Here is a 24,218-nt window from a genome sequence, read left to right as displayed (position 1 = left end):
TTATTTACAATCAAAGCAAGCATTTAAAACCCGATATTAATGTGAATAGAATCACACTAAAAATAAAATCCAATCCTCAATTAGTATTTTTAATTGTTTGTTTGACAAAAATTGTCAATTATTAGCAAATCGGTCAATTCAATTATTTTAAAGCATGATTGATTTAATAAAAGAGTTTCCTATAATGAGATTAACTACTTTTGAAAACTAATCAAAAACAGAAGTGGCGAATATAACTTCATAAACAAAGATGTATTAGTAGAGATAAAATCATGGCTAAAATTTCATTAGAAAGCTTAACAAATATTGATGGGTTCGTTGCAGCAGCATTAGTCGATACAGAGAGTGGTTTGGCGCTAGCAACTCAAGGTGGGGGTTCAATCGACTTAGAATTGGCAGCTGCGGGTAATACCGAAGTTATTCGAGCAAAACGCCGTGTAGCTAATTCACTAAAACTGAACGATGACATCGAAGATATTCTGATCACACTGGGCAAGGCATACCACTTAATCCGTCCATTAGAAAGCAATGGCAACTTATTCCTTTATCTTGTATTAGACCGCAGTAAATCGAACCTTGCGATGGCTCGCCACGAATTAAAAACATTTGAAAAAGAATTAGACTTTGCTTAATTCTAAATTTCAAAATACTTAATATATTAGACTTCTTGTATATTTAATATTTTCATTATAAGAAAATACAAATATGCAAGCGGTCTATTATTAGTCTTTAGTATTAGACTAATTTTGTGCAGTCCAATATTTTATAAAATATTAAAGTGATACTATGAATGGACATTGCATTAATATCGCAATTTCAGGTATAAGTTTAAAAGTTTCAGATGAGTTAAAAATAGAACTTAGAAAAACAATACCTCATGAATTTGGCATTAATTGGATCAATATTGCCGATCCTAATATCGACTTATTATTAATAAATGAAAATTTTTTTGAAACCGAAGGTATTCAACGTATTTTAGAACAAAAACAACTTCCCTGCTTAAAAATTTCAAAAGGAGAAGGCTCACAACATATAGAAGAACACAATACGCTTTACTTGCCTTTTCAGCATACTGATGCATTAAAAAACTGGATTCATCTCCGCCTTTTAAGCTATATCACCCATCAACAGGCGCAACAACCGAAGATCGAATCGACCTCTACACATAATGCTATCAATGAAAAGTATTTAACCGACATGTTAAATCCTGAAAATGCCCGTCTACATTTGTTTGATGATCACGGTACTTTGGCCATTATTGATACGCGGAGTCAAATTGCATGGCTAGAACCAACCCGCACCCACACGCAAACCAACCATAGTTTTAAATATGAATTTGCGACCACCTCAAACTTCACCAAAGTTTCTCGCAAAGTTGAATATAACCTGCAAGATTGGTTATGGAACCTGTTCTGGCATTCACTCGAGTTTCAGCGTTTAGCGCCAAATGAAAATGAATACTACAAAATTGAATATTGGCCACAGCCAGCTCAAGGCACTGACCGTAAAACCACTTTATTGCTTTCTGCTTGCTTTATACAAGGAGCCCAACTCTATCAAGTTGCAACACAATTAAAACTTCCTATTCAAACGGTTCAACAATTTATCGCTGCCTGCATTATTTCTGACAATGGCGGCATTATCCCTGCTTCAGAAAGTCATTACCTACGAATTGAAAAGACTGAACAAACAATTGAACAACAAGGCTTTTTAAATAAATTTTTCGGCAAGATCAGACGCCGCTTTGGGCTTTAAGGATTGATATGATTCTCCAACAATATAAAATTGTATTTGCAGGAAGCATGGGCGCAGGTAAAACCGAAGCAATCAAATCGCTTTCAGAAATTCCTGTCCTCGCGACCGAAGCATTCAATACAGATAGTCAGGCCCATAATAAAATGCAAACTACGGCGGGTATTGATTATGGTGAGATTACTTTAGATGACGGTGTAAAAGTAGGCTTATATGGCACCCCAGGCCAATCACGCTTTGATTTTATTTGGCCGGTGATTTGCCAAGGCGCTTTGGGCGTTATTTTATTGGTTGACCACAACAGTAAAGTACCAATCGAAGAACTTGAGGGGTATTTGGATACCTTTAAGGACTATACCCAAAATATTTCAATCGGCATCACCCACGTGGATGAAAACAAGGGGCAACCAACCACGATCTATCGCGAGTGGTTAATTCAAAATGACTACCAATATCCCTTATTTTTTATTGATGCCCGTAAACAAGAACATATTTTGCTGATGATTGAATCTCTCATAGCAGCATTAGAAGTCAATTTAAAAGCAATAAACTAATTACTTTATAAAGAGAAGAATTATGTTCAGTATTCCTAGTCAGCAACGTACAGCACCCAAAGAGCTGATTCAGTTTGCTAAAGCGCAGGCCAACGATATTTTAACCAATATCCGAGGCGTCGATTACATTATGCTCTGCTCTACCGATGGCTTTGAGCTTGCCTCCATTTACAAGAAGAACCCTTATAACAGCACCAAACTGGCAGCTGTCAGTAGTTCAATCTTGGCAATGGTCACTGCTTTTCTCAATGAAATCCAGTTGACAGGCTGCCAAAGTATTACCTTGGATGCTGAAAATGGTAAGGCCATTCTGACCTCAATCCCTGCCCCTCATCATCCCATGGTCATGGTGACTTTAAGTAATAAAGATGTCTTGTTAGGACAACTGCTCTATAGTTTGAAACAAACCAGCAGTGCAATCGTCGACGTTGACCAAGCTTAATTTTTCTTATCACAAAATCTGACAGGCACCGCCAGCTTGTCAGATTTTGTTCATTTATAACCCCTATAATAAATAGATTACTTTTCAATTTTCTTTTTTGAATCATTAATTTTCATATATTTCACTAAATAACTATCCCAATCTGTTAAAAAATCCCTATTTCAGCCAAAAATATGGAATAAAATATTGTTTTTTAAAACATCAGATGAGCGGTTAGAAATTTAAATGATTTAGCAATATTTTTTCATTATTATAATTTTCGAACAAATAACAATCATAAAATTTTCACAAATGAATAATTTTAACAACATCCGATTGTATTTGTTCAGACATTATTAAGCACTATGGAGAGATAAAGATGAAGCTGAAGAGCTTAAAACTAGGCGCAGGGGTCGCGCTCTTAATCAGTGGTTTTTCTACCCAACAGACCTTGGCTGATTCCTACGTGTTTGTGACCAATACCACGCCACAAACCGTATCAATACAAGTCAATCAAACTGGGGCAAGCTTACAGCAAGGCAATGAATGGGCGCAGGAAGCGACTCAACTTGCACCCTACGAGACCAAACGGGTATTACGCATCAACCGTTATACTGGGATCAAATCAGGTAAAACATATAACTTTGATACCGTTCTCAGCAGCGGCAATTCACAAGTAACCCTAAAACAGACCATGACGGGAACTTGGTCGGGCAGTAATATTAAACACGGTATTCAAACGTCGACCACAACATCGCCTTGGTATTCAGATCGTGATGTACATCGTATTAACACAACTTATGCTGGTTTATCTGCACAAGCAGCAGTGAAAGCTGAGTACACGGGGGGCTATGATGATTTCCACTACACCATTCATCAAAACACGGTTCAGGAGCCTGTTTCGGCCAGTGCCGACGAGCTCAAAGTACTGACTTATAATATTTATGCCCTCCCGATGGTGGCGAGTAAAATCAGCGAACGCTTGGCTGAATTACCGAATCATTTAAACGGTTACGATGTGATTATGATGCAAGAAGCCTTTGCTTCATCGCGTACTGGCATGCTGAATCAACTGGCTCAACAGTACCCATATCAAACCCATATTCCAGTCGGTTCTGGTTATAACTTATTTGATAGTGGTTTGGTCATTGTGAGCCGTTATCCAATCGTCAAAACTGCACAATTAATTTATCCAGACTGTACAGGAACGGATTGTTTTGCGGATAAAGGTGTGTTGTATGCGGAAATCATTAAGAATGGTAAGGCGTATCATGTCACCTCTACGCATACAGCCTCTTTTGATACAGATGCGGCACGCGCATTACGCCAGACCCAGTTCAAGCAGATTCGCCAATTGGTCAATCAACAAAATATTCCAAGTTTTGATGCAGTACTCATGGGCGGTGATTTCAATGTGAATAAACTGTTATGGCCGCAAGATTATCAAGACATGTTAACCAATCTGAATGCGACCGCAGCACCAAGCACAGGTTATACTGAATCGACCTTTGACCCACGCGTGAATAAGTTGGCTGGAGCAGCAGGTTCAGGTGGTGCAACCGTCGAATATCTAGACTATGTCGTGGCATCAAATAACCACCGTCAACCGACTCAGTCTCGTAACGATGTGCGTATCTTACGTACCACAGCGGACCCACTGTATATGACTTGGGATCTTTCAGATCACTTCCCTGTGATGGGGCAATTTAATTACGGCCCATAAACGGAATTCGGTATGAATAAAAGACTATTGCTAACAATGCTTATTGTTGTCGTGGTCTTGGTTGGGATTGTAGTTTGGAAGAGCACTGCCTCTTCCGCTGCAATTCAGCAAACCAAATCCACCGCATCATCTCAAGATTCATCAGCACAGGTGAGTAATGAAGGCATGCCAAACAAAACCAAGGACGAAGTTTTTCAAGAGTCACTTTTAAAACAATTAAAAACACTACAACAGCAACCTGGCAATATCACCGAGTTTCTCAATGATTTTAAAGCCAACTGCCCTGTCACTGACTGTAATGCAGCTTTAGCAAAAGCTTTAGCCAATTACCCAGATCAAAACTTTGCACATTTGGTGGAAAATCTAATAAAACGCATGCCGCAATATGAACAGCAGATGCAAAATACCGTGTTATCAACGTCGTTATCGCCAAAAGAACGCTTTGATGCTTTGTGGAAGCTCAGAGAACAAACCTTGGGGCAAGCCGAAGCGATGCTGGGCTTTGGGCAAGAGCGTGGCTATGCAGATTATCGTTTTGCCTACAATGATTTGGCACAGAATCAGAAACTCAGTGCAGAACAACGTTTAAAAGCATTTGAGCAGCTACAAAAACAGTACCCTGATGCAACTCTACAAGAAAATAAAATGGGGCTTTATGAACAAGCGCTCGGTTTAATCAATCAAGGGCAGCATAGCCCTGCTGAAACGCAACGCTTAAAACAGATGTTACAACAGCGTTATCTGACGGAGCAGCAACGCCAAGAGGTTCAGCAAAGAGAACAACGTGAAGTTCAACAGCAGCAGCAAGTCGATCAATATCAACAAGCTGTGCAACAACTACAACAAGAGATGGAGCCGCTAAAAACACAACTGCCAAATGAAGAGTGGCAAAAGCAATATCAAAATCGTTTAGAAAGTCTGCGTCTAAAAATGTTCTCTTAACAAACGGAACTCGACAGAGGTCGGCTTAAATTCATAGCTCACCTCTGATCAATAATCGGCCGACCATTTAGACAGGCAATGTGTCGGCGTTAAATAAGAATGATCCTTTTTAAATCACTCGTTCCTTATTTGACAAAGAACATGCATTCCCGCTAAATAAGCCATTCAATTACTTCAAGATCATGATGTGGCATGAACAGCTTAAAAAATGATAATGCTGGTTGGAGTGGTCAAGCAGCAATTGCTTTGGGGATTGGCGCTTTTCTTGGACGATCAGGAAATAATCACCCTCACCACCACTATGCGCATCAAATCACCATGTCATTGAATGCAGATCAACCCGTGCAAGTGATTGCTGATGGTCAACTTTATCGAGCACCGACTTTATTCATTCCCGCCAAGCTAAAGCATCAACTTATAACTGGCGACTACCTGTCGCTTTACATTGACACCTGTCATGCGCTCACCGCCAAGTTCAATCTAGAATTTCACGCACCTACACAGGTAGGTGAAGTATCAATCGATCTACAACAACAGTTGCAACACAGCTTTCACTCACAGATACCACTCAATCATGGCTTAGCCGATTTCTTAAAAAACACACGGCTCAGCAATTCGGCTCCCCATCGTAATCCACAGAAGCTTGAACACATTCTAGCGTTGCTTTATCAGGGCATCTTGCAATCCAATATCCCTGATCGTCAATCTTTAGCGGAAGTTGCAGGTTTATCTGAAAGTCGTTTTTCGCACTGGTTTCGCGAACAAGTAGGACTGCCTTTACGCAGCTATCGCAAATGGTTACGTCTCATGTGTGGATTAACTCAAATGCAAAATGGACGTGCATTAACGGATACCGCTCATCAAGCTGATTTTGCTGATCAGGCGCATTTCACACGAACTTGTATTGAATTACTCGGGGTCCGGCCATCGGAACTGAGCCAGATGCAGGGGCAGATTCTCTTTATTGAATAAATAGCTGTTTTGTTCAATTCAGTGCTGCAATCGCATAGGCATAGTGACTGTTCATTGTTTTGGAACAATACACCATGCCGAAGTTAATTCAGTACCTCATTCGCTATAGCAGTTATCCCCTAATTATGGGGCTGAGTCTGTTTTTTTTATTGCCCGTTGCCGCGGGTGAGCTTAGTTATTGGCCTTATGTGCCCTGCATTGCAGCCATTGCGATTGCACTGGTTGCTCTGCTTGAACAGATTCAACCTTATGAACAAACCTGGCTAACCGATCATGAAGATACAGGCGTTGATATCCTGCATGCCAGTTTTAGTATCGTCATGATTTTTATTACTGCTGAATGCATTACCTTATTTCGAAAGCTAATTGATATTGCTAGCTTTTGGCCTAGCACCCTACCGATCTGGCTACAATTCCTCATTGTGGGTCTAGTCATCGACTTTGGCTTATGGCTGATGCATTGGCTAAGTCATAAAAAACGTTTCCTATGGAAATTGCATGCCCTTCATCATAGCGCTGAACGATTATATTGGCTGAATGGTGAACGTCGTCATCCATTAAGTGCCATTCTGCTCGCAGCGCCTGGAATTATCTGTATTACCTTAATCGGTGCACCCGCCAATCTGATTGGGACGTGGATGGGATTAACTGCAATTCATTTGGCTTTCCAGCATGCCAATCTGGATTATTCTGTAGGTGTTTTTAGACCTTTACTGGGGGTTGCCGAAGTCCATCGCTGGCATCATAAACATGGTTTTGGTCGTAAAAACTTTGGTGAATTCTGGATGATCTGGGATCATCTGTTTGGAACGTATTACTATGAAAGCAAACCTGTGAAAGCTGGGCAAGTCGGGTTAAAGACTGCGCTACCGAAGGCTTATCTCAAACAAATACGTTGGCCATTTGCTAGAAAAAACCAATCAGACACCTAAATTAAAGGAAATCAGCGATGCATTACCCACAATATCAACAAGATCTGAATACTGCACTTGAATCAGAAATATTGGGTGAACTGATCTTTTTAAATGCAGCCAAACATACACGCTCAATTGAGCAGCAACAAAAATGGCAAACGCTGGCTAAACTAGAAACCCAAACCCTACGCAAGTTACAGCAGTTCTTAATCCAACAAGGTCAAACAGCGACGATTCGTTTGCATGTTAAGTTACAGGCCAAAGCATCAGGGATTGCGATGGCTAAACTGTCGTGGAAACTGGCCATGCGCGTACTTAAGCAAGGTACACAGCCGTTTATGGTCACTTTTGAGCGGATGCAGCAACATGCAGATGCCAACACACAAGACTTTCTCCACTATTTGTTAGCGCATGAACAGGCCTTGGCTGAATTTGCAACACAAGAATTACAAGGAAATTCAGAGCATTCTTTAGATGCTGTATTACACTTATTAAAAAGCGAGGCATAACACCTCGCTTTTTGCTCTATTTGATTACGCTCAAGTCGTGCTGAGGTTTAATAACAATTGACGTTTTTTCACTTGTTGCCCGACTTGGCCAATCAACTCATCTACCACACCATCGACATCGGATTTGATTTGCTGCTGAATCTTCATCGCCTCAAGCACCAATAGGGTTTGTCCTTTTGTTACTGAATCTCCGACATTGACCAGCAAATTCACAATCGCACCATCCATTGGTGCACGAATTTTACCATCACCCACTACCTCTGCCGCTTCTGGTGCTGCATAGGTGCAATTTTCAATCAATACATTGCCATTAGCTGCATCCAAATAGAGTTGATCCTGGTCAATAACATAGGCGAGCTTGCGTCGAACACCTTCACAGCTATAAACAATCAGCACATCACTGATGCTTACAATTTTGATCGTTGCTTGTTGATCACAGAACTCAACCTTGACCTGCTGCTGATCATTTTGTACATGCAGCAAGATCTGCTGATCGGCATATTTCAGTTTCAGTGGAAACGGCATAGCAACACCCGTTTGCCAAGCCACTTGCTGCTGATTTTGCTGGGTAAACAGTGCTGCTGCCACGGCTAAGGTTTCAAGCGGCAAAGCTTGTTGATGCAGACTGATATCATCTTGGAAGTGCTGTTGAATAAATGCGGTATTGGTATCTCCCGCCACAATGATCGGATGGCGCAATAAATTAACAAGAAACTGCTTATTGCTATTCACACCAAGCAATACACAATCATCAACCGCTTTGGCAAGCAGGCGAATCGCATCCTGACGCGTCTTGCCATAGGCAATCACTTTGGCCACCATCGGATCATAGAACGGACTGATTTCACAGTGTTCTAGCATGCCATGATCAATACGGACATTGGGTAAGCTACCATCAGCACCCGCCGCTTGCCAACGCAATACTTTACCTGTTTGTGGCAGGAAGTCCTGACGTGGATCTTCTGCATATAAACGAACTTCGATCGCATGTCCGTTTAAGGTCAACTCATGTTGTTGTAAGGGCAGAGTTTCACCATTAGCAACACGCAATTGCCATTCCACCAAATCCAATCCTGTGACCATTTCTGTGACTGGATGTTCGACTTGCAGACGTGTATTCATTTCCAAGAAATAGAATTCACCCGATTGATCAAGCAGAAACTCGACCGTGCCTGCCCCAACATAATCACAAGCCTTTGCTGCTGCAACAGCTGCTTCACCCATTTTTTGGCGTAGTTCAGGTGTCATCACTGGGCAGGGCGCTTCTTCGACCACCTTTTGATGACGGCGTTGGATCGAACAATCCCGTTCAAATAAATACACATAATTGCCATGTGTATCCCCAAACACCTGAATCTCGACATGACGTGGGGCAATCACTGCTTTCTCTAAGATCAACTCACCTGAACCAAAGGCATTTTCTGCTTCCGAACGCGCTGTTTTTAAGGCTTCCAGTACATCAGCAGCGTGTTGGACCAGACGCATGCCGCGCCCACCACCACCAGCCGAAGCTTTGACCATTAAAGGATAGCCAATCTTCTCAGCTTGTTGTACTAGATAATCAAGATCTTGCTGATCACCTTCATAACCAGGTACACACGGTACGCCAGCTTGGATCATGGCAATTTTAGAAAGACGTTTACTACCCATCAGCTCGATGGCAGCAGCCGTCGGCCCAATAAAAGTGATACCATGATCAAGACAAGCCTGAGCAAAGTCGGTATTTTCAGACAGAAAGCCATAACCTGGATGGACCGCATCAGCTCCAGTCTTCTGACAGGCTGCAATAATATTGGCAATGGATAAATAGGATTCTGAAACTTTAGATGCACCGATATAAACCGCTTCATCGGCCAGTTGGACATGACGGGCATTGGCATCTGCATCTGAATACACCGCAACCGTTTGATAGCCCATTGCTTTAGCTGTTTGCATCACACGAACAGCAATTTCACCACGGTTTGCCACTAAGACTTTTGAAAAACTCATTGTTTCATCTCGATTATTAAATCCCTCTCAATCCGCCTATTAACGGAGGAAGTCCCTCTTGTTTAATAAAGCGGATTTGGAGGAAATTTTAGTCAAACCAACTCGGATTACGTTTTTGAATAAAGGCCATGGTGCCTTCTTGTCCTTCTGCGCCGCCGACAGCCTGAGCAAACTGTTGTGCCGCATCATCCAAAAGCTGCCCTAAAGGCTCATTCAGTGTCCGATGTAATAAAGCTTTGGTGGTACGGGAAGCCAATGGGGCAGCACGTTTAATCTGCTGAATGATCTCTGTAAGCTGTTGTTCAAGCTCAACATCATCTTGTGCAACTTGATGAACAACACCTAAATCCACAGCCGTCTTGCCATCAAAACGTAAACCCAATAATGCCAAACGGCGGGCTTGAGTCAAACCAATCCGTTTCACTACAAAAGGCGCAATTTGTGCAGGTAAAATACCTAAACCTGTTTCAGGTAGGCCAAACTGAGCGGTATCACGGCTGATGGCAATATCTGAAACACAAGCCAGACCAAAACCACCACCAAGTACTGCACCTTCCAAAACCACCACGACGGTTTGCGGTGCTTGATCCACTTGTTCAATCATGGCCCCAAAACGACGGTTAAAATCCACATAAGGCTGTAAGCTATCCGTATTGGCCGCTTCAACTCTTAACCCCGCCATATCCTTAATATCGCCACCTGCACAGAAATGTCCAGCTTGACCGCGTAAAATCACAGCGCGAATGGATAGATCATCGGCAATCTGGCTAAACACCTGTTGAATAGCAGTGACCATCTTTAAACTCATGGCATTACGGCTTTCAGGACGATTCAGCCATAGCGTTAAAATGCCACCTTGCTGCTCTAACCGAATGCTGTCATCTAACGCTAAGCCTGCAAGAGAAGTTGCAACTGTCATGCTTCTGCTCCTATTTTTTCTGTTTCTTCGGCAAAATATCGGTGAGCTTACAAATGATTCCGAGCATAATTTCATCTGCACCGCCGCCAATCGAACCTAAGCGACCATCACGGAACAGTTGCGATGCAGGGTTATCCCACATAAAACCATTACCACCCCAATATTGTAGACAGCTATCTGCCACTTCACGGCTTAATCGCCCTGCTTTCAGCTTCGCCATTGAGGCCATTAAAGTGACATCTTCACCCGCAATATGCTGTTCACAGGCTTGCAGCGTTAGGGCTTTTAATGCTGCGACTTCTGTCATCAGTTCAGCAAAACGGAAATGTACATACTGATTATGAATTAAAGGCTGACCAAACGTGGTTCGTTCTCTGGTGTAGTCAATGGTTTGCTGAATGACTTTTTCCATCCCCCCCACTGCATTGATACAGGCCCACATACGCTCCTCTTGGAACTGCATCATTTGCATCATGAAGCCCATGCCTTCCACCCCAACCAAGTTACGTTGTGGTACACGTACATTGTCGAAATACACTTGTGCCGTGGTGGTGGAGCGCATCCCCAATTTATTTAAAGGTTCTGAAAAGCTGATCCCTGCCGTTTTTGCAGGAACAATAATCATGGATTTATTGACGTGTGGTTTATCATCAGAAGTATTGGCCAATAGACAAAAGAAATCGGCTTGTAATGAGTTGGTGATCCACATCTTACTGCCGTTAATCACATAGTCGTCGCCATCTTTTTTTGCAGTCGTTTTAATGGCTGCCACATCAGAACCCGCATGCACTTCAGATACCGCAATCGATGCGACATATTCACCGCGAATCGCAGGGTTTAAAAATTCATCTCGCAACTCTTTGCTGCCAAAACGTGCCAGTGCAGGCGTTGCCATATCTGTTTGCACGCCAATCGCGAGGGGTACACCTCCACAAGCAGCACGGCCTAATTCTTCTGCCACCACAAGGTTGTATGAATAATCGAGTCCTAAACCGCCATTTTCTTCAGGCTTACAAATCCCCAATAAACCCAAGTCTCCCATTTTCTTGAACACGTCATGAATCGGAAAACGGCCCGCTTCTTCCCACTCTGGGATAAATGGGTTTAATTCATTTTCAACAAACTGGCGTGTGGTACGGCGTAAAGCATCATGTTCTGCGGTAAATTTCATTGTTTTTTTCCTTAAAATTAATCTCGTAAATCCCTCCCAACCTCCCTTTTCAAAAGGGAGGGGTCCCCCCTCTTTTTAAAGAGGGGTTAGGGGAGATTTCTTAAAATCTCGACACACCAAATCGTGTTGGATTTAATTCACGTTGTTGTGCTTCATAAATGGTTTGTAATAAAAATATCAATACTTTACGGGTATCTCTTGGGTCGATGATGCCATCGTCATGCAGCATTGCGGTATTAAATAAAGCCGTCGACTGTTGTTCCAATTTCATCGCTGTACTTTGTTCCAAGAAATCCAGCATCTGCGGATTCGGTTCCATTCCCGAGGCTTTTTGTTTGCCCTCAGCTACGATACGCAAGACTTTACCTGCTTGTGCTGCGCCCATTACTGCGACATGAGAGTTTGGCCATGCAAAGATAAATTGCGGGGACAAACTACGACCACACATGGCATAGTTACCCGCGCCATAAGAGCCTGCCACCACAATCGAAATCTTGGGTACTGTCGCGTTGGCAACCGCTTGGATCAGCTTGGAACCATGTTTAATAATCCCGTTCTGCTCTGCATCAGTTCCGACCATAAAACCGGTGGTGTTATGCAAAAATAAAAGTGGGCGTTGAGTCTGCTCACACAGATGAATAAACTGTGCTGCTTTGGCTGCCCCTTGTGGGGTAATCGGCCCATTATTGGTAATAATGCCAATATGTAGTCCACCCACTTTGGCCCAACCGCATACGGTTAAAGCATCATATTCTTGTTTAAATTCTAGAAAATCTGAATCATCGATGATCCGTGCAATGATCTCTTTCATATCAAAAGGTTGCTTTGGATCTTGCGGAACAATACCTAATAGCTCTTCAGCAGCATAACGCGGTTCTTTATAATTCTGAGTAGATTGCGCGGTCTGTTCTTTCCAGTTGAGATGCTCGAAAATCTCACGCACCAAACGAATACCATCTGCATCATTTTCAGCTAGATATTCTGCAACACCTGAGACTTGGGTATGCATTTCTGCCCCACCCAGTTCTTCCGCAGTCGCCACTTCCCCTGTTGCTGCCAATAACAATGGCGGGCCTGCCAATAACATTTCTGTTTGCTTGCGGACTGCAATCACATAATCAGACAAGCCTGGTTGATAAGCACCACCCGCAGTTGCGTTGCCATGTACCACCGCAACTTGTGGAATCCCTGCTGCTGATAAGCGTGCCTGGTTGGCAAAAGTCATTCCGCCATAGGTAAACACTTCAGCTGCATAGTTCAAGTTTGCGCCACCACTTTCCGTCAATGTCACCATCGGCAACTTTTGTTCTAGTGCAATCTTTTGTAGGCGGAGGGTTTTATGCACCCCCATCGGTGACATGGTGCCGCCTTTGATGGCACTGTTACTGGCAGAAACTAGCGCACGTACACCGCTGACAAAACCAATGCCTGCAATCACCCCACCACCTGCTTCGGAACCATCTTTATCGTCATGCATGTTGTAACCAACCAGACCACATAGCTCAACAAAAGGTGAATCCGCATCTAACAGTAAACGAATACGTTCGTGTGGCAAGATTTTGCCTTTCTTATCAAACTTAGGTTTTGCTGCATAGGACTTATCAATACTTTTTTGCTGCACCGCACGCACTTCAGCCAGCTGTGTTAACAAAGCCTCTCGATTTTGCTGGTATTGTTCACTACCTACTGCAATCTCAGATTGGAGAATACTCATCTTTATTCTCCATCTGTTTTGAAAATGTCAGGGATAAAAGCACGATGGAAACCATTAAAGGCTTCATTATTGGTCGCATCTGCCAGTGGGTACATGCGTGTACCTTGTGATGCTGCCCCATCAATGCGGAGGGTAACACCTGACACAAAAGCAGCAGCATCGGAAAGCAAATAACAAATCGCTGAGGAAATTTCTGACTCGGTACCCATTCGTTTTAATGGCACATTACTCGCTAAACTTGGAATGATCACTTTGGCAAAATCACCACTATAGTTATCCATGCCCGAAGAAATAATCCAACCTGGGGCAACCGCATTAACACGTACCCCAGATTTCCCCCATTCTACTGAAGCAGTTTTGGTCAGGTTATCAACACCCGAACGTGCAGCACCTGAATGACCCATGCCCGGCATACCACCCCACATATCGGCAGTCATATTAACAATGCTACCACCATGCTTTGCCATCCACTGGTTATAGGCTTCACGCATCAAGTAAAAGGTAGAATGTAGGTTATTGCGCACCACGGCATCAAAACCATTGGCAGAAATATTCTCAAGCGCAGAAGGAAATTGCCCTCCCGCGTTATTGACTAAACCATCGAGCTTGCCAAATTTTTCCAGCACCTCAGCAATCATATTTTTGACTTGCTCTTCATCACGGTTATCACAGACGATGAAATGCACTTTGCCGCCATCTTCCAGAATTTCTTGGCTGACTTTTTCCAGTTTTTCAACTTTTCGCCCTGTAATCACCACTTGTGTGCCTAAAGAAGCCAATTCATGTGCAGTACAACGGCCAATACCAGAACCACCACCTGTGACGATCACCACTTTGTCAGCAAATGCATCTGCCCTGAAAATTGATTGATAAGCCATGTTTTATGATCCATTCATCTATTATTTTTAACTGAATACACACTACCAAGCAAGTGCTTGGTTTGTAAAGTACCAAGATGCCTTTCTTATTCAAATTAAAATGTCATTTTTTGCTAATATATTATTTCTAGTGCTAACATGCTGTTCAATCTAAGATTTTTTAAACGTTAAAAACTCACAATGAATACAAGCTATTATCAAAGTTCGATAGATTTTTTTTTAAATGAAAATAAAAATGCAATTTTTGGACAACTTGCACGTCATCATCAACATGATTTAGAAGATTTACAGAAAAATGCTTGGCTTGAACAAATTGATTTTCTAAAACAGGAACTTAAAGAGTTTTGTGGACACTTATATTTTGAGTTCTCTATCCCTAGAATGGGAAAACGAGTAGATAATATATTAATTATAAATAATTTAATCTTTGTGATAGAGTTTAAAGTAGGCGACAAAAGTTATTCCAACTATGCTCAAAATCAGACAATTGACTATTGCTTAGATTTACAAAATTTTCATGAAGGAAGTCATAATAAAACGATTATCCCGATCCTTATCGCGACGAATGCCCCAAGTACGACCTCTCAGATTGATAGCTCTCTAGATCTGACCCGTTGTATCCTATGTAATAAAGAAAACTTTAAAGCCACGCTTATCAAAATTCTAGACCACATAAAAATTGAAGAAAGTCTAAATATTGAGACTTGGGAAAATAGCATATATAAACCTACGCCAACGATTATTGAAGCAGCTCAAGCTTTATATAAAGGCCATAGTGTTGAAGAAATTTCAAGAAGTGATGCTGGTGCAATTAACCTCTCCAACACCTCCATTTTAATAAATGAAATTATCGAAGACTCCAAAGCTCAGCATAGGAAATCAATCTGCTTTTTAACAGGTGTTCCTGGGGCAGGAAAAACACTTGCAGGTCTAAACATCGCGAACGAACGACTAAAAGCAGATGAATCAGAACACTCAGTATTTCTATCTGGTAATGGCCCGTTAGTTGATGTCTTGAGAGAAGCATTGACTAGAGATTCAGTAGAATCTGCTAAAAGGAGTGGTCAGAGAATTTTACGTACAGAAGCTGAAAGGAAAGCAAAGGCTTTTATCCAAAATATTCATCATTTTAGAGATGACAATTTAAGAACGCCTCATGCACCTATTGAAAAGGTTGTCGTTTTCGATGAAGCACAAAGAGCTTGGCAAAAAGAACAAGTCTCCAAGTTCATGCAACAGAAAAAAGGAATCACAAACTTTGACATGTCTGAACCCGAATATTTAATCAGTGTAATGGATCGACATGAAGATTGGTGTGCAATTATATGTTTAATCGGAGGCGGACAAGAAATCAATACAGGTGAAGCCGGCGTTTCAGAATGGATTGAGTCGCTAAAAACAAAATACCAATCCTGGGATATTTATTATTCAGATAAGATTTTGGCTGAACCTAATACCTATCTAAATAATTTAGATTTATCAAACTGGTTAGAACAACATGGACATCAAAAAACTGATCTTCATTTATCCACCTCTGTTCGATCATTTCGAAGTGAAAAAGTTGCATCCTTGATCCAATCCATTTTAGACAATCAAAATGCTCAAGCCGCTCAAATTTACCAAGACATCAAACATAATTATCCAATTAAAATCACTAGAGACTTAACCAAGGCAAAAAACTGGTTAAGACATCAAGCTCGAGGTACAGAAAGAATTGGACTGATCGCAAGTTCAGGCGCTAAAAGACTAAAAGCAGAAGGTATCTATGTTAAGAATGATATATCTCCACCTGATTGGTTTTTAAATCATGAGGATGATACTCGGTCATCTTATTACTTAGAGGATATTGCGACTGAGTTCGATATACAAGGACTTGAAATCGACTATACCTGTGTAACTTGGGATATTAACCTCTATTATGATGAGGGTTGGCAATTTCAAAGCTTTAAAGGCTCAAAGTGGCAGAATATTAATAAAGACTCAACTAAAAATTACCTTCTCAATGCTTATAGAGTTCTATTAACCCGAGCCCGACAAGGTATGGTTATTTTTATTCCTGCTGTAGATGGAAAAGATCCAACACGACCTCGAAAATACTATGACTCAATCTATGACTATCTGCTCTCTTGTGGGCTAGACATAATATAAAAAATACTGGAGTTTCGCTTGTACTGCTTTACGACAAACGAGACTCCAACACCAGGTAAATGCAGCTCAAGATATCAGTTTTCTAGGCACTTTCACCGGCATATCCAATAATTGCTGTGCAAACGCCTTACCTTGTGGATCAATCCGCAAACTGGCGATTCCCCCGCCCCCCAATGCATTTTCCAACATGAAATTCAGTGCATGCATGGCAGGCAGTTCATAACGAATCACTTTTGATTTTTCAGGATCTAAAACATGCCGCATATACGCTGCAACATTGGCCTCAGTCAGTGCCGCACGAATCCACGGTAAATATTCAGCCTTGCGCGCGATCACCCCAATATTGCTGTGATTGCCCTTATCTCCACTGCGTGCATGTGCAACTTCAACGAGAGGAACTTCAATCTCATCACCTTGATATACGGCTACGTCACCAACGGGATGTTGCGTATAATCCTGTGAAGCTTGTCCGACGAGGATTTGAACGGGATAACGCTGTCCTGCAAAGTCGACTTCTACCTTTAATTGATCTTTATCAATCAAGAAAGAAAATAGCTTCACCACTGCCGAGGCTTTAGGTCGACCGCCGACGATTCCTGCCAATGCAGGTGCCATCCCTGTAGAAGCTTGGGCAATTTCAGAAGCAAAGAACATACAAGCTTCTTTAAACAAGTGCTTAACCGCGATTTTGACCACTACTTCACGGCTATCTTTCACTTTCGCATGTGCACCATAAGTACTTTCAATCCCGAGAATCTCAACCGACTTTTCACTAAAAGGAGGAACTGAACGTAGTGCTAACACCCGTTCACATTTGTTGATAATGGCATCGGCGATCACTTGGGCTTTTTCTGGCGCTTCACGACCTGCAATCAAGAAACTAACCAAAACACGATAACCATCCGCATATGTAGCACTCACTTTATATTGCTGAGTTGGCGCACGCCCTGTTGCACCTTTCACTTTGACCCGATGCTCTCCTACCTGTTCTAAATGGACTTGGCTAAAATCAGCACTCACATCAGGTAAAAGATAGGCTTGTGGATTGCCGATCTCATAGACAATCTGCTCTGCTACGGTTGCAGTTGAAACGAGGCCACCTGTCCCTTTCGGCTTGGTCACAATAAATGAAGCATCAGCACTCACTTCCACGATCGGAAAGCCCATGTTGTCAAAGCCTTGAACGAGACGCCAATCGGTAAAGTTTCCACCTGTACACTGTGCACCGCATTCGATCACATGCCCTGCCAAAGAACCTTGTGCCAACTTGTCATAATCATCCAGTGACCATTTGTACTCATGTAATAATGGAGCAAGCACAACCGCTGAATCGACCACACGGCCAGTAATCACAATATCAGCACCTAAGTCCAAGGCATCGCGAATCGCAACAGCACCGAGGTAGGCATTACTACTGGCAACATGTGCAGGCAAGGCATCGCCATTAAACATTTCTCGCACATTTTGGTTTAATAATTCAGCATGCTTCGGCAATACATCATCACCTAACACCACTGCAACTTTTAAATCTAAGCCTTTTTCATCAATAATTTTCTGTAGGGCATCACGGCAAGCCAGTGGATTCACCCCGCCCGCATTGCTAATCACTTTTATTTTTTTCTCAGCAATTTTATTGATCAGGGGTGCCATCACTCGACTGACAAAATCCAGCGCATAACCATGACTTGGATCTATCATCATCGCCTTGGCCATAATCGACATCGTAATTTCTGATAGATAATCAAAGACTAGATAATCAATATCGCTCAGATGGACCAACTGAAATGCAGCGGTGTTGGTATCGCCCCAGAAGCCTGATGCACACCCAATTTTAACTACCCTCTGGTCATCCTGTTTGACAGTTGTCATGCGCTTTCTCATTGTTATCGCTAAAAATGCCTTAACATTACCAAGCAAGTGCTTGGTTTGTAAAGTGCATAATGCTATGCTGTATTGGCAAAAATAGACAAACTCAAGCAAATGCTTGTTATAAAAAGATAAGACAATGCATCAAATGAATTTTGTTACAATAGACTTTAGATTAAACGGGATAGATGGATAGGCATGATCGCAACCTCAATTGAGCAAATACCCAAAATTGTTTGTTTTGATGACAGTCCACGTGGACGTTTACTGCAAGGTGCTGCCTATCTGTTTTATAAGCAAGGTTATGACAAAACGACGGTTCGTCAACTCGGTGAATTTATTGGCATTCAATCGGGCAGCCTGTTTCATCATTTTAAAAGTAAAGATGAAATTCTGGCGACTGTGATGGAGCAAACCATTATCTATAACTTCGCCCGTTTAAAAGAAGCTGCTGAACGCTCAACTGATCCCGAACAACAATTACGCCATCTCATCAAAGCTGAATTACTTTCCATTGCAGGTGATACGGGTGCAGCTATGGCGGTATTGGTACACGAATGGTTTGCCCTTTCTAAAGAAAAACAAGATTACCTTCTGAAAATGCGTAATGAATATGAGCAAGTTTGGTTAGAGGTGATTGAAAAATTACGTGCTCAAGGCAAAGTGAAACACGATGCTTTTATTTGGCGTCGTTTGCTTGGTGGCTCGATTTCTTGGACGGTGACATGGTACAGACCTGAAGGTAAAGTCAAAATTGATGAGTTGACTGAAATGGTTTGGGAAATGGCGGTGAAATGAGTGCTATCTATTTGCGTAAGCCTCAACTCAGCGATTTAGCTGAAATCAAACTTGCCTACCAAAAGAGTATTCAACTGCATCAACCTTGGACTTATCCACCAACCGACTTTCAATACTATCTCGCACAAGAACATCGTTACTTTGTCTGCTTGAAAGAAAATCATGCCATTGTTGGCACCTTTAATATCTCCAATATCGTTCGAGGTTACTTCCATTCTGCTTACTTGGGTTATGAAGCCTTTTCTCCTTATGCCGGACAAGGCTATATGCGACAAGGGCTGCAACTGGTTTTACACGAAGCATTTCAAACACTGAATCTGCATCGACTAGAAGCCAATATCCAACCAGACAATATGTCCTCTATTCGCCTTGTCGCAAATGCAGGTTTTATAAAAGAAGGGTTTTCTCGCCAATACCTGCGTGTTGGTGGAAAAGAATGGAAAGATCATGAGCGTTGGGCAATTTTAAATGCCGATTGGACCGATAAAAAATATCAGGCATTTTAAAAAATTGATTCTAATTTAAGCACGACACAGCTTATCGCTCACGTCTATTTATCTATATTCGTTGTATCAGAAAGCTGCTATTGTTCTTAAACATCAAATGATTATAAGAATTCGTGAAAATGAATCCAGTACAACATGCCAATATTTCGGTGAAACGTCGTGGGGGCGAGCTTGAAGATTATATTGATATTCATGCTCTAATCGACAGCACCAAAATGTTGTGTACCGACAATCGCCATCGTATCTTGCATACCTTTTGGGGTGTTCAGGAAGTCATTATCCCGATCTTTGGACATCACTTTGAAAATAGTGCAGGAAATAGCATTGAAGTGAAAGACCTTTGTGAAAAAGATCACCTATTGGTTGATTTCCATCACCGCTTTATTCCAACTTTAGGTGATTTTGTTGCAGCGATGCAGGATATCCCTACAGATGGGTTAGCAAAACGCCTAGAGAAATTTCATGCTGATGTGATTGACGACCCAAAAGTATCAGCAACACTACTCTCTCCCTTATCGGTGACAGGACAATTAAAGTCGTTACTGATCACCCACAATAGTTGGTTTATCAATACCATTCTTCCGATGATGGGAAAAGGTGAAGCCAGATTGATTGATTTTGATATTCGTCCCGATTTCTTTTTCAACCCGATGCGTTTTGAACTCTGGATGGACAATGGCAAGGCTGTGCCGCCTAGTGCAGCTAAGCTGCAAGAATTAAAAACTAAAATTGCTTAACTTAAGGGGAAATAAAAATGAGCAATATCCAATACGTGATTCGTCAAAATGACTTTGCCTATAATGACGAATGGCATCTCACCAACTGCGTTTCAACTGGGGCAATCAAACAGATTTATACAGATAAAGCTGAAGCAGAAAAGGCCTATAAAACCTTAGTTGTTGAGGGCTTATATTATGATGAACTCTGTAACTATGACATCGGCAATGGCGAAGTAGATGATAAAATCTACGAAAAACTTGAAGCTTTGGTATTAGAAAAAACGGGCAAAAAGTTTGATATCGAAGATGGTGAAATTCCAAAACTGAATGAAGACGATGCGTTCGAATTTGCCCAAATTTCAGGTATCGTCTGGTATCAACTCTTAGAAATCGATGCGACACAACCTTGCTATGTGCTCTGGATCAATTCAGAAGAAGACTATTTTACTGGCTATGAAACTGGCAGCATTATTTCTAGCCAAGATGAGAACTTTAGCGATGTTATGTGGGAATCCAATATTTATGCGATGGATTATGAGTTCGAAGCCTTGATGAACAAACCACTTTCAGAGTTAAGTGATAGTCCATTATTATTGAAACAGTTTATCGAGCAAACTGCGGATATTCGTTACGATGCCGAAAAAGATAGCATTGAAGGTATTGCACTCGACAACATAAAATTTATTGATATCAAAGCACTGAACTCATTTCTGAAACAACCTATCTTTGAAATCCGTCAGATTTCTTTAGAAGAGTTGGCTGAACTAGAATAAATTTTAAACCGGAAAAGTGCGGTGTTTTGACCGCACTTTGAATGATGTTTGAAACAGTTTTAATAGCCCAACTGTTTACTAATTAAATCCTTCATAATTTCTTCTGCACCACCGCCAATCATATTCACCTTCACTTCACGATAGATCCGCTCGGACTTAGTACCACGCATAAAGCCCATGCCCCCGAGTGTTTGTACCGCAGCATCGGCACAGAATTGCATAGTTTGAGTGGCAACATTCTTCAGCATACAAATCTGGGCAATCAGTTCACTACCCTGCAATTCAGGTTTGCCTAAACGATAAGCGGTATCCTCGAGTAAAGCACGGGTTGCCGTTAGTCGCGTGGCCATATCCACTAACTTATGACGCATCACCTGATGATCGACCAAACGCTTACTAAAGGTTTGGCGTTGCTGTGCCCAATCCAATGCCTCCTCATAACAAGTTAGGGCAAAGCCATAACTACTGGCAGCAAGGAAAAAACGCTCCATATTGAAGTTATTCATAATCACCAGAAAGCCCATATTTTCAGGACCCAATAAATGGCTGGCAGGCACTTTAACATTGTCAAAATGCAGGTGTGCCGTATCGGATGCCCACCATCCCATCTTATCCAGTTTGGTTTTACTGATCCCTGCACTATGCGCATCTATGAGCAGCATTGAAATACCATTTGCCCCTTTGGCATTTGGATCAGTACGCACTGCCACTGAATAATAATCAGCTCGCATCCCCGAAGTGATAAAGGTCTTTTCACCACTCACCAGAAAATAATCACCGTCACGTACAGCCTTGGTTTTAAGCGAAGCTACATCTGACCCACCGCCTGGCTCAGTAATCGCCAATGCCGAGATTTTTTCACCTGACAAAATCTGAGGCAGTACTTGAGCTTTAACCTCTTCGTTGGCAAAGTGCTGGATTGGTGGCGCACCAATGGTATGTGACAGTAACGAAGCCGCTAAGCCACCCGAAGCACATTTTGCAATCTCAATCGAAGATAACAAGGTATAAAATGCATCTGTTCCCGCAATTCCCCCATACTGCTCTTCAAAACCTAATCCCAACAAACCAATATCTGCGGCTTTTTTATAGAGCTCTCGCGGAAAGGTTTCACTTTCATCCCATTCATTGATAAAAGGCGAAATTTCTTTTTCAACAAAACGTCGAATGCTCTTGGCAAATTCAAGATGCTGCTCGTTGTAGTACAAAGGATTAAGGTGCATATTCTGCTTCCTAGCAATTATTGATCATTGTTTATTGAATGAACACTAAAGTAGCAAAATTAGAAAAACCAAGCAAGCGCTTGGCAAAATCAAAGCTTAAAAAAACATGCCAAAAGCACGTTCGAATTATAAAACTATAATTTTAATCGGCCACGAAATCCACGGGTCGCATAATAGGATTGAGCACCATTGTGATAGGTAAAGACGCGGCCATAACGACTATCACAAAAAATTGCACCGCCCAATTTGCGTACATCTTCTGGAGTTCTGACCCAGCTCGAGGTTTTTAAATCAAAATGCTCAATCGACTGTAACTGCCTATATTGCTCTTCTGTGAGCAATTCAATTCCCATGGCTTCGGCTACATCGACCGCATTGTTTTCAGGCTTATGTTCTTTACGTGCATCTAAAGCAGCGCGATCATAACAAAGACTCCTACGCCCTTTTGGTGTTTCTACGGCACAATCATAAAAGATGATCTCACTTGGTTCAGAATCAAGCGAAACGATATCTGGCTCCCCTCCAGTCTCTTCCATCTGATTCAATACCCATAGCTTTTCGGGTTGCTGTTTCAACTGTTCCTCGATATCCACCCAACTCAAGCCCTGATGCCGATGCATATTGGCTTCAAAACGCTTTTTTAATATCTCGAACAACACAATCGTCTGTTCAGCATTTAGCTGTTTTTTCTTGGTCATTTTTATTCTCTGAATTTGAGTGTTAAACCGAACGGCCATCAAAGTGATTGATTTTGATGCTTTCCAAATCTAAATTTTCGATACATCTAATATTAATGGCATACATCTGATTCCCTTGCGGATCAATACCTGTTGCATAAGGATGAATACCACAGATCTTACAAAAATGATGGTCGATCACATGCTTATTAAATTGGTAACGAGTTAAAACATCTTCTTGAACTGAGATATCAACTTTATCTGTCGGTAAGAACCACAATAAAGAACCTTTTCTTTGGCAGATCGAGCAGTTACACGACATTGCTTCAGTCAAATCACCTTGTGCAACAAAAGTGATTTTTCCACAATGACAACTTCCTTTATATTCCATCTTATTTTCCTTTTTTAATTTTATATTGTTTTATCTTATTACTTTTTTAATTCAAATGATGTTCTGTTGATCAATTGTTGACTTCATATCTTAAGTCTAGGCATGCTCAGGTCCAAAAATATTGGCATTGTCGACACCTCATTCCATTTTTATACGAAAAGAGTGGAAAACCAAGCAATAAGAAAACTACATAAGCGGGGCGTTTACCTTCTGTATAAGGTTGTATATCGATACTGCCACACTTAGGACAGCTTTCACTTGCTCCAAATTGTTGTTCTAAGTCTTGGCTAAAATCTTGAGCAAGTAATGCCTTAGCTTCTTCTGCATAGCTTTCCGGAACTAACAATCGCACACCACCTAAAGCATTGGAGTAAAGCCAATCCATATTAATGGTATGTTCATTTTCAATACGCGCAGGAATTTCAGCTGCTTCTAACTGAGTTTTAGCAATTTGAGCTTCATAGGGAAATGAAAAGCTTTGTACTACGATCCAAGTCATATCAGAAAGCCCTTAAAACAACCAGTATATAAAATTCAACGCAATAAAAAACACCCCCTAACGTTAGTTAGGGGGTATTCTAATTTAAAAGCTGGCGATGACTTACTCTCACATGGCAAGTGCCACACTACCATCAGCGCTAAGAGGTTTCACTTCTGAG

Annotated in this window: 24 protein-coding genes; 14 read left to right on the top strand and 10 right to left on the bottom strand. The window is 41.6% G+C overall.

What is annotated here, in order from left to right; translation table 11 throughout:
- Positions 1–272: 272 nt before the first annotated feature.
- From MN869_RS16660 to MN869_RS16620, 9 genes are all read left to right on the top strand, one after another.
- Positions 273–632, top strand: a complete 360-nt coding sequence (locus MN869_RS16660; protein WP_004802620.1) for a hypothetical protein — start codon at positions 273–275, stop codon at positions 630–632.
- A 154-nt stretch (positions 633–786) separates the two neighbouring features.
- The gene (locus tag MN869_RS16655) at positions 787–1,755 is read left to right on the top strand and encodes a hypothetical protein (protein WP_004802619.1); all 969 of its coding nucleotides are present in this window, start codon (positions 787–789) and stop codon (positions 1,753–1,755) included.
- Between the two features lie 8 nt (positions 1,756–1,763).
- A complete protein-coding gene (locus MN869_RS16650) occupies positions 1,764–2,306 on the top strand; it encodes an ATP/GTP-binding protein (RefSeq protein ID WP_243308788.1) in 543 nt (180 codons plus the stop codon).
- Between the two features lie 22 nt (positions 2,307–2,328).
- Entirely contained in the window at positions 2,329–2,748 is a 420-nt protein-coding gene (locus MN869_RS16645; protein WP_241304650.1) for a roadblock/LC7 domain-containing protein, read from the top strand.
- 358 nt (positions 2,749–3,106) lie between these two features.
- On the top strand, positions 3,107–4,450 hold the full coding sequence (locus MN869_RS16640) for a sphingomyelin phosphodiesterase (RefSeq protein ID WP_241304649.1): 1,344 nt from the start codon (positions 3,107–3,109) through the stop codon (positions 4,448–4,450).
- Between the two features lie 12 nt (positions 4,451–4,462).
- Positions 4,463–5,392, top strand: a complete 930-nt coding sequence (locus MN869_RS16635; protein WP_241304648.1) for a lipase chaperone — start codon at positions 4,463–4,465, stop codon at positions 5,390–5,392.
- A gap of 192 nt (positions 5,393–5,584) precedes the next feature.
- Positions 5,585–6,364: a helix-turn-helix domain-containing protein gene (locus MN869_RS16630; protein WP_241304647.1), complete on the top strand. Its 780-nt coding sequence runs from the start codon at positions 5,585–5,587 to the stop codon at positions 6,362–6,364.
- A gap of 74 nt (positions 6,365–6,438) precedes the next feature.
- Complete coding sequence (locus tag MN869_RS16625) at positions 6,439–7,296, top strand: sterol desaturase family protein (protein WP_241304646.1); 858 nt, start codon at positions 6,439–6,441, stop codon at positions 7,294–7,296.
- Positions 7,297–7,313: 17 nt separating this feature from the next.
- Positions 7,314–7,787: a hypothetical protein gene (locus tag MN869_RS16620; protein ID WP_241304645.1), complete on the top strand. Its 474-nt coding sequence runs from the start codon at positions 7,314–7,316 to the stop codon at positions 7,785–7,787.
- Positions 7,788–7,817: 30 nt separating this feature from the next.
- Here the strand turns inward: MN869_RS16620 and MN869_RS16615 are convergent, their stop codons facing one another.
- From MN869_RS16615 to MN869_RS16595, 5 genes are all read right to left on the bottom strand, one after another.
- Positions 7,818–9,776 carry an acetyl/propionyl/methylcrotonyl-CoA carboxylase subunit alpha gene (locus MN869_RS16615; RefSeq protein ID WP_241304644.1) on the bottom strand — a complete coding sequence of 653 codons (1,959 nt, stop codon included), beginning with the start codon at positions 9,774–9,776 and terminating at the stop codon, positions 7,818–7,820.
- An 88-nt stretch (positions 9,777–9,864) separates the two neighbouring features.
- On the bottom strand, positions 9,865–10,695 hold the full coding sequence (locus tag MN869_RS16610) for an enoyl-CoA hydratase-related protein (RefSeq protein WP_241304643.1): 831 nt from the start codon (positions 10,693–10,695) through the stop codon (positions 9,865–9,867).
- Positions 10,696–10,705: 10 nt separating this feature from the next.
- Positions 10,706–11,866 (bottom strand): acyl-CoA dehydrogenase family protein, encoded by a 1,161-nt coding sequence (locus tag MN869_RS16605; protein WP_167250062.1) that lies wholly within the window; start codon positions 11,864–11,866, stop codon positions 10,706–10,708.
- A gap of 100 nt (positions 11,867–11,966) precedes the next feature.
- Positions 11,967–13,580, bottom strand: a complete 1,614-nt coding sequence (locus MN869_RS16600) for a carboxyl transferase domain-containing protein (RefSeq protein WP_241304642.1) — start codon at positions 13,578–13,580, stop codon at positions 11,967–11,969.
- A 2-nt stretch (positions 13,581–13,582) separates the two neighbouring features.
- The gene (locus tag MN869_RS16595) at positions 13,583–14,458 is read right to left on the bottom strand and encodes an SDR family oxidoreductase (RefSeq protein ID WP_241304641.1); all 876 of its coding nucleotides are present in this window, start codon (positions 14,456–14,458) and stop codon (positions 13,583–13,585) included.
- A gap of 180 nt (positions 14,459–14,638) precedes the next feature.
- Here MN869_RS16595 and MN869_RS16590 point away from each other — a divergent pair, with 180 nt between their 5' ends.
- On the top strand, positions 14,639–16,606 hold the full coding sequence (locus MN869_RS16590) for a DUF2075 domain-containing protein (protein ID WP_241304640.1): 1,968 nt from the start codon (positions 14,639–14,641) through the stop codon (positions 16,604–16,606).
- A 66-nt stretch (positions 16,607–16,672) separates the two neighbouring features.
- Here MN869_RS16590 and MN869_RS16585 read toward each other — a convergent pair whose 3' ends face one another.
- Entirely contained in the window at positions 16,673–18,475 is a 1,803-nt protein-coding gene (locus tag MN869_RS16585; protein WP_241304639.1) for an acyclic terpene utilization AtuA family protein, read from the bottom strand.
- A gap of 195 nt (positions 18,476–18,670) precedes the next feature.
- On the opposite strand from MN869_RS16585, the gene MN869_RS16580 reads away from it, so the two are divergent.
- From MN869_RS16580 to MN869_RS16565, 4 genes are all read left to right on the top strand, one after another.
- Positions 18,671–19,270, top strand: a complete 600-nt coding sequence (locus MN869_RS16580) for a TetR/AcrR family transcriptional regulator (RefSeq protein WP_004802599.1) — start codon at positions 18,671–18,673, stop codon at positions 19,268–19,270.
- Positions 19,267–19,776 carry a GNAT family N-acetyltransferase gene (locus MN869_RS16575; RefSeq protein WP_241304638.1) on the top strand — a complete coding sequence of 170 codons (510 nt, stop codon included), beginning with the start codon at positions 19,267–19,269 and terminating at the stop codon, positions 19,774–19,776. Before MN869_RS16580 ends, MN869_RS16575 begins: the two co-directional genes overlap by 4 nt.
- A gap of 119 nt (positions 19,777–19,895) precedes the next feature.
- Entirely contained in the window at positions 19,896–20,513 is a 618-nt protein-coding gene (locus MN869_RS16570; protein ID WP_241304637.1) for a hypothetical protein, read from the top strand.
- A gap of 17 nt (positions 20,514–20,530) precedes the next feature.
- Complete coding sequence (locus MN869_RS16565) at positions 20,531–21,268, top strand: hypothetical protein (RefSeq protein WP_241287322.1); 738 nt, start codon at positions 20,531–20,533, stop codon at positions 21,266–21,268.
- A gap of 59 nt (positions 21,269–21,327) precedes the next feature.
- Here MN869_RS16565 and MN869_RS16560 read toward each other — a convergent pair whose 3' ends face one another.
- The 4 genes from MN869_RS16560 to MN869_RS16545 all read right to left on the bottom strand — a co-directional run bounded on the left by MN869_RS16560 (position 21,328) and on the right by MN869_RS16545 (position 24,058).
- The gene (locus tag MN869_RS16560; protein ID WP_241287324.1) at positions 21,328–22,491 is read right to left on the bottom strand and encodes an acyl-CoA dehydrogenase family protein; all 1,164 of its coding nucleotides are present in this window, start codon (positions 22,489–22,491) and stop codon (positions 21,328–21,330) included.
- A gap of 134 nt (positions 22,492–22,625) precedes the next feature.
- A complete protein-coding gene (locus tag MN869_RS16555; protein ID WP_241287327.1) occupies positions 22,626–23,189 on the bottom strand; it encodes a DUF4256 domain-containing protein in 564 nt (187 codons plus the stop codon).
- Positions 23,190–23,211: 22 nt separating this feature from the next.
- Entirely contained in the window at positions 23,212–23,559 is a 348-nt protein-coding gene (locus MN869_RS16550) for a GFA family protein (protein ID WP_004802593.1), read from the bottom strand.
- A gap of 106 nt (positions 23,560–23,665) precedes the next feature.
- Complete coding sequence (locus MN869_RS16545) at positions 23,666–24,058, bottom strand: DUF2007 domain-containing protein (protein WP_004802592.1); 393 nt, start codon at positions 24,056–24,058, stop codon at positions 23,666–23,668.
- Between the last annotated feature and the right edge of the window lie 160 nt (positions 24,059–24,218).

Source organism: Acinetobacter sp. NIPH1876 (assembly GCF_022808535.1).
GTDB classification, from domain to species: Bacteria; Pseudomonadota; Gammaproteobacteria; order Pseudomonadales; family Moraxellaceae; genus Acinetobacter; species Acinetobacter higginsii.
Note: the sequence above shows the minus strand (reverse complement) of the source record. Positions and strands in the feature narration are given on the sequence as shown.